Raw genomic sequence first — 12,178 nt, 5'->3', positions numbered from 1 at the left:
ATGAAATTAATACGATTTGGAGCTCCCGGACAGGAAAAACCGGGAATTGAATTAGAAACAGGAAAAAGAATAGATGTTTCGGCATTTGGAAAAGATTATACCGAAGATTTTTTTGCCGAAAACGGTCTGGAAGATCTTAAAAACTGGCTTTCAGAAAATAAAGATAATTGCCCCGAAATAGATTCAGAAGAACGTTTGGGAGCACCGGTTAATCGTCCTTCCAAATTGGTTTGTATTGGTTTAAACTATGCAAAACACGCAGAAGAAAGCGGTATGGAGGTGCCATCAGAACCCGTTATATTTTTTAAAGCAAGTAGCGCCATTGTAGGGCCTAACGACGATGTAATTATTCCTAAAGGCAGCCAAAAGACCGACTGGGAAGTAGAATTGGGAGTTGTGATTGGTAAAAAGGCCAGTTATGTTTCTGAAGAGGAAGCCATGGATTATGTGGCCGGCTATGTGTTGCATAATGATTATAGCGAGCGTGAATTTCAATTAGAGCGTTTAGGGCAATGGGTTAAGGGAAAAAGCTGTGATACGTTTGCACCCTTAGGACCATTTTTGGCTACTAAAGATGAAATTCCAAATCCGCATAACCTTGATTTATGGTTAAAACTAAATGGTGAGATTAAGCAGCAAAGCAACACTTCAGATTTTGTTTTTAACATACCTCAGGTAATAAGCTATGTAAGTCAGTTTATGAGTTTATTGCCCGGAGATATTATTTCTACCGGAACTCCATTTGGGGTAGGTATGGGCTTAAATCCGCAGCGCTACCTTAAACCAGGGGATGTAGTTGAATTGGGTATAGAAGGCCTTGGGACTTCTAAACAAGTGGCAAAAGCTTATAAAGAATAGGCAATGAGAATAGATAGCCATCAGCATTTTTGGAAGTTTGAGAAGGAGAAAGACGCCTGGATTCCCGATGAGATGTCGGTAATTAGGAAAGATTTTTTTCCTGAAAACCTAAAGCCTGTTCTGGAAAAGAATAAGGTGGATGGTTGTGTGGCAGTGCAAGCCGCTCCCACTGAAAATGAGACCAAATTTTTGCTGAATCTGGCTAAAGAATATGAGTTTATAAAAGGAGTTGTAGGTTGGGTTGATTTTACCGGCGATAATCTTGAGGAACGCCTCACACATTTTTCAAAAGACCCTAAATTTAAAGGAGTTCGGCATTTATTACAGGCTAAACCGGCTAGTTATATGCTTCAACCCGAATTTTTAAAGGGAATGGAAGCTTTTGGAAACTTCAACCTAACCTACGATCTTTTGGTGTTAGAAAATCAATTGGCCAATACCATTGAATTGGTTTCTAATTTTCCAAACCAAAAGTTTGTTTTAAATCACCTCGCCAAACCCAATGTTTCAAAAGGAATTTCTAAAAACTGGAAAGAATTAATTACAAAACTGGCAGATAAAAAGAATGTGTGCTGTAAGCTTTCCGGTCTATTAACCGAAACTGAGAATTTTAACTGGAAGACCGAAGATTTTCGAGTTTTTATCGATTTTGCCTTGGAAGTTTTTGGACCCGATAGATTAATGTTTGGATCTGATTGGCCGGTTTCTTTGGCAGCTGGTAATTATGCTGATACTGTAGCAATAATTGAATCTTCTTTAAGGACTAAAAACGAAATCGTTATCGAAAAAATTATGGGACTTAACGCAATAAATTTCTACCAATTATGATTAAAAAATTACTGTTTTTAGTTTTCTTAATAGGACTTGGATGTTCGGCTCCCTCCGATAGGAAAAAAGAAACCGAAAAAGACTTAAACAAGCACGTGCTTTGGTATGCACAACCTGCTTCAAAATGGATGGAAGCTTTGCCCATCGGAAACGGAAGGTTGGGAGCCATGATTTTTGGAGACACAATTAATGAGCGAATTCAATTAAATGAAGATTCGCTTTGGCCCGGCGGCCCTGATTGGGGCGATTCAAAAGGAAGTCCAGAAGATTTAGATTATATCAGACAATTAATTCTGAATGGAAAAACAAGCAAGGCCGATAACGAAATTATTGAACGCTTTTCAAATAAAGATATCGTGAAATCCCATCAAACTATGGGAGATCTTTACCTGGATTTTGACCATACTGGAAAAGTTAAAGATTATAGGCGAAGCCTTAGCCTGAACGATGCTTTGGCAGAAGTGAGCTATACCATAGATGACGAGGAATATCATCGTAAAATTTTTGCTACTGCTGCAGATGATGCCATCATAATTCAATTAAGTACCACGGCGCAAGCTGGACTAAATTTTAATGTAAACTTAGACCGTCCGGAAGATGAAGGGCATAAAACAGTAGAAGTAAGCAACCCTGGCGAGAACCAAATTTCTATGTTAGGTGAAATTACCCAGATGGGTGCCGTAAAAAATTCAAAACCTAAACCATTGGATTATGGGGTGAAATTTGAAACTTTACTCCAGGCTGAAACAGATTCCGGGAAAATTTATTCAGATGCTTCCGGCTTAAAAATAGAAGGTTCTAAAGAAGTAACTTTATACCTCGTAGCTAATACTTCTTTTTATTCTGAAGATTTTCAAGAAAAGAATAGGCTGACCTTAGAAAACCTTGGTCAAAAAACTTTTGAAGAATTATTAGAAGCACACAAAAAGGATTATCAGGAATTGTTTGCAAGAGTAGATTTTTCGCTTGGCGAAGCTGTTAAAGACAGTATCCCAACCGATAAAAGACTGGCGGCTTTCAAGAAAGGAAAGGAAGACCGGGGGTTAATCACCGATTTGTTTCAATATGGTAGGTATTTATTAATTTCTTCTTCAAGACCAGGTACCAATCCTGCCAATTTACAGGGTTTATGGAATCAACATATTGCCGCACCCTGGAATGCCGATTATCATTTAAACGTAAACTTACAAATGAATTACTGGCCTACAGAAGTTACCAACCTAAGTGAACTTCATAAGCCTTTATTTGATTATACAAAGCGTTTGGTGAAAAGAGGGAAAAATACTGCCAGAGAACAATATGGTTTGGAAGGAGCGGTGCTACATAATGCTTCCGATTTATGGGCTTCTCCTTCTATGCAGGCACGTAAGGCTTATTGGGGCAGTTGGGTGCACGGTGGTGGTTGGCTTGCCCATCACTTTTGGCAACATTACCTGTTCACTCAGGATAAAGAGTTTCTTAAAACTACCGCTTATCCTGTGCTAAAGGAGTTTGCAACATTTTATTCCGGGTGGTTGGTGAAAGATGAAAATACCGGGAAATATGTTTCTTTCCCTGAAACGTCCCCCGAGAATTCTTATATAAATGAAGAGGGGGAAAGGGTAGCTCTTTCTCACGGTAGTGCTATGGGCCATCAAATAATAGCTGAAGTTTTTGACAATACCTTAAAAGCAGCAGAGATCCTGAATATAGAAGATGGTATTTTAAAAGAAATTGAAAATAAACGAAATAACTTAACCCCGGGTGTGAAGTTAGGGGCTGATGGCCGTATTTTAGAATGGACCAAAGCCTATGAGGAACCTGAAAAGGGGCATAGGCACCTTTCCCATTTGTATGCCCTTCATCCGGGTTCAGAGATTACAGAAGCTGATTCCAGCTTGTTCGAAGGAGCACAAAAATCTATAAATTATCGTTTGGAACACGGAGGTGCGGGAACCGGTTGGAGTAGGGCCTGGATGATAAATTTTAATGCTCGTTTACTGGATGCTAAAGCAGCAAAAGAAAATATACATAAGTTTTTTGAAATTTCCCTGGCCGATAATCTTTTCGATTTGCACCCACCATTTCAAATTGACGGAAATTTTGGCTATACAGCAGGTATTGCCGAAATGCTGTTGCAGTCTCACGAAGGCTTTTTACGTATTTTACCGGCATTACCCGATACCTGGAAAAAAGGTGGTATAAAAGGACTAAAGGCAAGAGGGAATATAAGCGTGGATATAAGTTGGGAATTGGGAAGATTAAAGCAACTTACTTTAAAAGCCAATAAGAAACAGCAAGTTAAACTAAAGTATGAAAAGAAAGAAATACTAATTGAACTTCCCGGAGATAATCAGGAAGTGATATTAGATGCTGAATTAAATAGAACCTAAACCTTATGAAAAAAAATCAAGTGAAATTATTCTACCTCGTTTTTCTAATTTGCTTTAGTTTAAATGCTCAGGAAAAAAAACCAAATGTGGTTTTGTTTTTTGTCGATGATATGGGGTGGCAGGATACTTCGGTCCCATTTTGGACAAAAGAAACGCCTTTTAATAAACGTTACCATACACCAAATATGGAGCGTTTGGCCAATAAAGGAACTAAATTCACACAGGCCTATGCCACTCCTATTTGTTCCCCCTCAAGAGTTAGTATTTTAACAGGAGCAAATGCCGCGCGACATAAGGTTACTAATTGGACCTTAAAGAGAAATGTATCTCAAGATGCTTCCGATGATAAACTTGAGTTCCCACAATGGAATATGAATGGGATCTCCAGTAGTAGTACAGTACCCAACTCCTTTGTGGCAAATACTTTGCCTCAAATATTACAACAAAATGGGTATCATACCATTCATGCCGGAAAAGCACATTTAGGAGCTAAAAATACACCGGGTGAAGATCCTTTAAATTTAGGTTTTGACGAGAATATTGCCGGTCACGCTGCCGGAGCACCGGAGAGCTTTTTAGGGACAGAAAATTTTGGGAATGGAAAACCCGGTAAAGAGGAATGGGCTGTCCCCGGATTAGAAAAATACCACGGCGAAGATATTTTTTTAACCGAAGCTATTACCCGTGAAGCATTACAAAGCCTTGATAAGTTGGCTGGGAAGAAACCTTTCTTTTTACATATGGCTCATTATGCAGTACATGCTCCAATTATGGCCGATAAACGTTTTTACCAAAAATATATTGATGCCGGTTTAGATATAACCGAAGCTAAATATGCTTCTATGCTAGAAGGAATGGATAAAAGTTTGGGCGACATTATGGATTACCTGGAAGAAAATGACTTAGAAGAAAATACTATTATCCTTTTTATGTCAGACAATGGAGGATTAAGTGCCCACGCCCGTGGTGGAGAACCACATACGCACAATGCACCTTTGAATAGCGGTAAGGGATCTGCTTACGAAGGAGGAATTAGGGTTCCTATGTTGGTTTATTGGCCCAAAAAAACTATTCCTGGTTCCAAGGTTGAAGACTATATTATAATTGAAGATTTCTTTCCTTCTATTTTGGCTATGACCAAAAGCTCAATTCCTGAATTAAAGCAAAAAGTAGACGGCCAAAGTTTTGTGCCTTTATTGGAAGAAAATAAACAGTCTCGTAATCAACGTCCCTTATTTTGGCATTATCCTAATAAATGGGGAGGCAGTGGTCCAGGAATAGCTCCTTTTAGTTCAGTTAGAAAAGGAGATTATAAACTTATTTATTACCATAAAGATCGTGGTTTTGAGCTTTTTAATATCAAGAAGGATATTGGGGAAACCGCAAATGTTGCCAAATCAAATGCTAAAAAAACAAAGGAGCTTGCCAAAATTTTAAGCGCTCATTTAGAAGAGGTGAATGCGCAAATGCCTTTGGACAAACGAACCAATAAAAAAGTAGAATTACCTATAAAAATTTTAGAAAATGAATAAAAAAACCTTAATCATTCTACTGGTACTGGTTATCAGTTTAGTTTCCTGTAAAGAGAAAGTGACCAAACCTGAACCTGTGGGGCCTATTCCATCACAAAGGCAATTGGCCTGGCAAGACCTGGAATATTATGCTTTTATTCATTTTAATATGAATACGTTCACCGATATGGAATGGGGTGAAGGTGGCGAATCTCCAAAGAATTTTAACCCTACAAACCTCGATACCCGGCAGTGGGCAAAAACAGCCAAAGAAGCCGGAATGAAAGGAATTATCATAACGGCTAAGCATCACGACGGGTTTTGTCTCTGGCCTACAGAAACTACAGAGCATTCGGTTAAAAATTCACCATGGAAAAATGGCGAGGGAGATGTGGTAAAAGAACTCGCAGAAGCCTGTGAAGAATTCGGATTGAAATTTGGAGTTTATTTATCTCCATGGGATCGTAATCATCCCGAATATGGTAGAGAAGCCTACGTAGATGTGTTCCATAAACAACTGGAGGAGTTAATGACCAACTATGGGCCTATTTTTGAAGTTTGGTTTGATGGTGCAAACGGAGGCACCGGATACTATGGTGGTGCTAACGAGCATAGAAAGATTGATCATAGAGATTATTATGGATGGGATAAGGTAATCTCAATTATTCGCGAACATCAACCCGATGCGGTTATTTTTGGTGATAACGGCCCCGATGTGCGTTGGGTAGGAAATGAAGATGGTATAGCCGGAGAAACCAATTGGTCTCCTATTAGAAAAGATGAAGTTTATGCAGGTTCTGGAAATCATGGTGAATTACCTTATGGGCACATAGATGGAACACACTGGGTCCCTGCTGAAGCTGATGTTTCTATAAGACCGGGATGGTACTACCATGCCAGGGAAGACCACCAGGTAAAAACTTTACCACATTTGTTGGATATCTATTATAAATCGGTGGGTAGAAACGCTACGCTTTTATTGAATTTACCGGTTGATACCCGCGGTCTTGTGCACGAAAAAGATATTGAGCAATTAATGAAGTTGCGCAAACAGCTTGATAAAGATTTTGCCGAGAATTTGGCGACCAATGCCAATGTCACGGCTTCTTCAGAAGCAGGATCAGATTATACTGCTCAAAATACGACTAATGGTGATACTGAAGCATATTGGATGCCCGAAAAAGAAAGCATAAAATCCTACATGTCAATTCAATTTGATGAACCTCAGGAAGTTAATCGTTTTGTGGCGCAGGAATATATAGCTCTGGGACAAAGAGTGAAATCTTTTGAATTGGAAGGCTTGATTGATGGTGAATGGAAAAATATAAGTTCGGGTACTACTATAGGTTATAAACGAATATTAAGATTTGATGTAGTAAAGGTTGATGCCCTGCGTTTAAGCATTTTGGATGCTAAAGCAAGACCACTAATTTCAAATATTGAAGTCTACAGGGCACCATTAGTAATGGAAGCTCCACAAATTGTTCAAAACAAAAGTGGCGAAATTAACCTGGAGAGCTACGATAATGGTCTGGAAATATACTATACCTTAAACGGAGAGAAACCCAACAAAGATTCTGAACACTATTCTGAAGCTTTTGTTTTGCAAGATCCTACCCAGGTAATGGCGGTTGCGTATAACCCCACAACCAATTCCTATAGTGAAATTTCAACTAAAAGACTGGATGTACCTAAAAAGAATTGGAAAGTAATAGATGAGAAAGATGAAGCAGATAAAATTATAGACGCCAATATCAATTCGGTTTGGACAAAAGAAGGCAAACTTCCGCAGGAAATTATAGTAGACCTTGGTGCCTCTTATAACTTAAAAGGATTCACTTATTTACCACATCAAAGTAGATGGCCACAAGGTGTGATTGCCGACTATGAATTTTTGGTTAGCCAAAACGGCAAGCAGTGGACAAAAGTTAGTGAAGGAGAGTTTTCTAATATTAAGAACAATCCTATAGAGCAGCTTATTGAATTTAAAACTACAAAGGCTCGTTATTTTAAGTTTATAGGAAAAAGAAGTGCCGATGATTCAGAAGTTCTTGGAATTGCTGAAATAGGGGTGATCACAGAATAATAGTCGTTTAGGAAGAAGAATTAAAAACAGGTTTAAAGAAAAAATTTAGATATGGATTTAGGATTAAAGGATAAAGTGATTTTAATAACCGGCGGAACCAAAGGCATAGGTGGGGCTATCAGTAAAGCGGTTGCCCGGGAAAATGCAATTCCCGTATTTATTGGTAGAGGGGAAGCCAGCGGTAATAAAATGCTTGAAACCTTGAAAGCCAGTGGAAAAAAAGCTCGTTTTATCCAAGCTAATTTAAATGAAGAAGGAGAGTCTAAAAGAATTGTGGAAGAAGTTCTACAGGTCTTCGGAAAAATTGATGCCCTGGTTAATAATGCAGGGGCAAATGATAGTATAGGTTTAGAAGCCGGTAATCCTAAGAAGTTTGCCAACTCGGTTTTTAATAATTTGAATCATTATTATGAGATGGCACATTATTGTCTGCCTGCACTTAAAGAATCTAAAGGTAATATTCTAAATATTAGTTCTAAAGTTGCCCTGGTAGGCCAGGGAGGAACCTCTGGATATGCAGCATCAAAGGGAGCGCAACTGGCTTTAACACGGGAATGGGCAGCCGAATTATTGCCTTATAATATTAGGGTGAACGCCATCTTACCGGCAGAGGTAATGACACCGCTTTATAAAAGTTGGTTGGATTCTTTTGATGATCCTGAACAAAAACTAAAAAATATAACCCAAAATATTCCACTGGAGCAAAGAATGACCTCTGATACCGAGATAGCCGATTTGGCTGCGTTTATTATATCTGAAAAATCTGGGCATACCACCGCGCAATGGTTTTCTCCAGATGGTGGTTATGTACATTTAGACCGATCTTTAACCTAAATACTATGTCTCAGGAATCTTTAGTTTCAAAGAAAGTATTGCTGCCGTTTATTTTAATAACAGCTTTATTCGCATTATGGGGTTTTGCCAATGATATTACCAACCCTATGGTTTCGGCCTTTAAAAAGGTTTTAGAGCTTAATAATTTTCAGGCTTCATTGGTACAACTTGCATTTTATGGAGGGTACTTTACAATGGCCTTGCCGGCAGCACTTTTTGTTAATAGGTTTTCTTATAAAAAAGGAGTGCTAATGGGGCTGGCGCTCTACGCTCTGGGAGCTTTATTATTTTATCCTGCTGCAATTTTTCAGGAATATATCTTCTTTTTATTGGCTTTATATATCCTAACATTCGGACTGGCATTTTTAGAGACTACCGCCAATCCTTATATTTTAGCAATGGGCAGTGAAGTAACTGCTACAAGGCGTTTAAACCTAGCCCAGGCTTTTAATCCTATGGGGGCTTTAGGTGGTTTAATCGTTGCACAACACTTTATTTTAGGAGCGCTTGAATCTGATGATTTAGATAGCAACGGAAACCCTATTTATGGAAGCCTTTCTGAATCTGCCAAGGCAACTATAAGAGATTCAGATTTGGAAGTGATAAGTACTCCTTATGTATTATTAGGGCTGGTAGTTATACTATTCTTCCTGGTTATTCTTTTAATAAAAATGCCTGAAAATAGAAAGAAAGAGACCAGGGTAGACGTATTACCGGCTATAAAAAGACTTTTTGGCAATAGAAAGTTTGTTGGCGGAGTAGTAACGCAAGCCTTTTATGTAGGGGCACAAATTATGTGTTGGACCTACCTTTATCAATATGCCGAATCTATAGGAATAGATAATAAAAGTGCCGTAAATTATGGAATTGCTGCTTTATTAATATTTCTTATAGGACGCTGGATAGGGACTTTTTTGTTACGTTATATAACTTCAGGGAAGTTATTGATGTTATTTGCCTTAGGCGCATTAATTACTTGCCTGATCTGTATTTTTAGTCTGGGGTTAATTGGCTTATATTCTTTGGTAGCTGTTTCTTTTTTTATGTCTATAATGTTTCCAACAATCTATGGAATTGCTTTAGAAGGTCAGGGAAACGATGCAAAATTTGGAGCAGCGTTTTTAGTAATGGCCATTGTAGGTGGAGCTTTAATGCCCACTTTTCAAGGTATGATATTGGATATTGGCGGTGCCGGCTATAAAGATACTAGTATCCTGGGTGTGCCAGAAGTTAATTTTTCCTTCTTTTTACCTGTACTATGCTTTATAATTGTTGGCATCTATGGGTATTATATTTATAAAAGAAACAACGCATGAAAACTAAAAAATACGTATTAGCTTGTGATTTAAAGGATGATGTAGCCTTAATCAAAAAGTATGAAGACTATCACCGTGAGGTATGGCACGAGATTATTAATAGTATACGAAACGTTGGTATTTTAAATATGGAAATTTTTAGAACGGGAAACCGCCTGGTTATGGTTATGGAAACCCAACCAGATTTTTCATTTGAACGAAAGTCTAAAGCCGATGAACAAAATCCTAAAGTTCAGGAATGGGAAAACCTAATGGGGCAGTACCAACAGGCAGTCCCATGGGCAAAGCCAGGTGAGAAGTGGACCTTAATGGATAAAATTTTTGATCTAGCAAATACATAGAAAATATGGCAAATTACTTCAATGCTCAATATCCCTCTATAGAGGATCTTAGGGCAAAAGCTAAAAAGAGAACCCCCAATTTTGCATTTGAATATTTAGATGGTGGATGTAATGAAGATATAAATCTTTATAAGAATACTTCTGATATTCGAAAAATCCAGTTAGAGCCCAGATACCTTCAAAATTACCATACGGCAACTACAACTACTAAACTGTTCGGAAAAGAATATAGTGCACCTTTTGGAATTTCGCCGGTAGGATTACAGGGCTTAATGTGGCCAAACTCTCCTGAAATACTCGCCAAAGCAGCTTTTGAGCATAATATACCCTTTATTTTAAGTACGGTTACCACTATGAGTATTGAGCGCGCCAGTGAACTTACACAGGGCAATGCCTGGTTTCAGTTATATAATCCTGTAGAGGATGAGGTTAGAAATGATATCTTAAAAAGGGCCGAAGCGGCCGCCTGCCCCGTTTTAGTGCTTTTATGTGACGTGCCCACTTTTGGTTATAGACCCAGAGATATTAGAAATGGGCTGGCCTTACCCCCAAAAATGTCGGTGAAAAACATCTTGCAAATCTTAGGAAAACCCGCCTGGGCCTTAAATACACTTAAGCATGGCGTGCCCACTTTTGAAACCTTAAAACCCTATACGCCCGAAGGATTAAACCTGAAACAATTAGGAAAGTTTATGGATAAAACCTTTTCCGGAAAATTAAACGCTGAAAAAATTAAACCTATTCGGGATAAATGGAAGGGAAAGCTAGTTCTTAAAGGAGTTTCGGCGCCACGCGATGTGGAAGATGCCATAAAAATGGGATTTGATGGGGTAATTTTATCCAATCATGGTGGTAGGCAGTTGGATGCTGCGCAATCAACGATTTCAACTTTACCTAATATAGCTGAAAAATATGGTGATAAAATTGAAATAATGATGGATAGCGGTCTTAGATCTGGACCAGATATTGCCCGTACTATGGCAGCCGGAGCAAAATTTACCTTTATGGGAAGGTCTTTTATGTATGGTGCTGCAGCCTTAGGAAATAAAGGAGGAGATCATACTATAACTATGCTAAAAACACAGTTTAAACAAGTAATGGACCAATTATGTTGTGAAAATGTAGAGGATCTAAAAGGTCATTTAATTAAAAATAGCCTGGCTGAACTTTAGATTTTAGCAACTTTGAGTTTTAAAAGAAGACCACAGTTTCCGTTAGCATTTTAAAAATGATTTATAACGGAAACAATGGTCTTTTTACTCCATAATCGAAATAATTTACAATGCGGTTAGGAAACATTTAGTTCCCTTATTAGTAAACTCTTAAGTTTCTTATTTTCTAAACGTAATTCCTTGTTTTCTTCTTTGAGTGTAACAGAATCGTTTATTTGAATATAAGTAAGAATCACACCATCAATTTCTTCTTCATAATCGGTAAAATAGGGTTGTATGCATAATTGGTATAAGCGTCCATCACTTAACTCTATTTCTTTTTGTACCACACGTTCGGTGATTAAAACTCCTCGTACATTTTCTATAAAAGCTTTATGACAAAGTTTATTTTTAATTGAATGTAATTTCTGCCCAATACAATCTCTGTTTATTCCAAAATGTTCTTCGGTGGCAGGGGTTAACTCCCTTATAAATAGATTTACGTCAACAAATAGTTGCGGTATAATTGAGTTTTCAAAATACTGACTCAAAATTCTATTGCCTAAAGACAATCTACTTTGCATATTTTATAGAATTAATACTATTATAGATTTAATTAAAAGAGTTCTTTTCGTCCATATTTGGTAAAAAGAACTCTTTTTTATACTTGGTTTTATTATTTAATTTTTACTACGAAACTCTTGATTTGCGTCCTTTCAACTTTTTTTCTTCCAACTTACGAGCAGCTTTTTCCTGCCTTCTTGCTTTTAAATCTTTTTTAGAAGTTTTTAGATTAGAACCTCGTTTTGCCATGACAAATAAATTAATATTCAACACAATTTTTCAAAAGAACGAACCTGTATACTAAAACCTTTATATAG

At 37.7% G+C, this 12,178-nt stretch carries 11 protein-coding genes; 9 read left to right on the top strand and 2 right to left on the bottom strand.

The features are described from left to right. Genes I6U49_RS12560 through I6U49_RS12520 form a run of 9 tightly spaced genes read left to right on the top strand, consistent with a single transcriptional unit; the run spans position 1 to position 11,318 of the window. The gene (locus I6U49_RS12560; protein WP_193710706.1) at positions 1-858 is read left to right on the top strand and encodes a fumarylacetoacetate hydrolase family protein; all 858 of its coding nucleotides are present in this window, start codon (positions 1-3) and stop codon (positions 856-858) included. 3 nt (positions 859-861) lie between these two features. Continuing rightward, complete coding sequence (locus I6U49_RS12555) at positions 862-1,686, top strand: amidohydrolase family protein (RefSeq protein ID WP_198629064.1); 825 nt, start codon at positions 862-864, stop codon at positions 1,684-1,686. After that, positions 1,683-4,058, top strand: coding sequence for a glycosyl hydrolase family 95 catalytic domain-containing protein (locus tag I6U49_RS12550; RefSeq protein ID WP_198629063.1), 2,376 nt, complete (start codon positions 1,683-1,685; stop codon positions 4,056-4,058). The genes I6U49_RS12555 and I6U49_RS12550 overlap by 4 nt, the downstream gene beginning before the upstream one ends. A 5-nt stretch (positions 4,059-4,063) precedes the next feature. Next, entirely contained in the window at positions 4,064-5,590 is a 1,527-nt protein-coding gene (locus I6U49_RS12545) for a sulfatase (protein WP_198629062.1), read from the top strand. Then, positions 5,583-7,655, top strand: coding sequence for an alpha-L-fucosidase (locus I6U49_RS12540; RefSeq protein ID WP_198629061.1), 2,073 nt, complete (start codon positions 5,583-5,585; stop codon positions 7,653-7,655). Before I6U49_RS12545 ends, I6U49_RS12540 begins: the two co-directional genes overlap by 8 nt. Before the next feature lie 51 nt (positions 7,656-7,706). Then, positions 7,707-8,489: an L-fucose dehydrogenase gene (locus I6U49_RS12535; protein WP_198629060.1), complete on the top strand. Its 783-nt coding sequence runs from the start codon at positions 7,707-7,709 to the stop codon at positions 8,487-8,489. 5 nt (positions 8,490-8,494) lie between these two features. Beyond that, positions 8,495-9,805 (top strand): L-fucose:H+ symporter permease, encoded by a 1,311-nt coding sequence (gene fucP, locus I6U49_RS12530; RefSeq protein WP_198629059.1) that lies wholly within the window; start codon positions 8,495-8,497, stop codon positions 9,803-9,805. Next, positions 9,802-10,146, top strand: coding sequence for an L-rhamnose mutarotase (locus tag I6U49_RS12525; RefSeq protein ID WP_198629058.1), 345 nt, complete (start codon positions 9,802-9,804; stop codon positions 10,144-10,146). Before fucP ends, I6U49_RS12525 begins: the two co-directional genes overlap by 4 nt. Before the next feature lie 5 nt (positions 10,147-10,151). Beyond that, entirely contained in the window at positions 10,152-11,318 is a 1,167-nt protein-coding gene (locus I6U49_RS12520; protein WP_193710714.1) for an alpha-hydroxy acid oxidase, read from the top strand. A gap of 116 nt (positions 11,319-11,434) precedes the next feature. Here I6U49_RS12520 and I6U49_RS12515 read toward each other — a convergent pair whose 3' ends face one another. After that, entirely contained in the window at positions 11,435-11,881 is a 447-nt protein-coding gene (locus I6U49_RS12515) for a PAS domain-containing protein (RefSeq protein ID WP_193710715.1), read from the bottom strand. 106 nt (positions 11,882-11,987) lie between these two features. Further along, positions 11,988-12,110: a hypothetical protein gene (locus I6U49_RS17115; RefSeq protein WP_262894968.1), complete on the bottom strand. Its 123-nt coding sequence runs from the start codon at positions 12,108-12,110 to the stop codon at positions 11,988-11,990. Between the last annotated feature and the right edge of the window lie 68 nt (positions 12,111-12,178).

The sequence above is a fragment of the Salegentibacter maritimus genome (assembly GCF_016236915.1).
Lineage (GTDB): Bacteria > Bacteroidota > Bacteroidia > Flavobacteriales > Flavobacteriaceae > Salegentibacter > Salegentibacter maritimus.
This window is presented reverse-complemented; position numbering and strand designations above follow the sequence as displayed.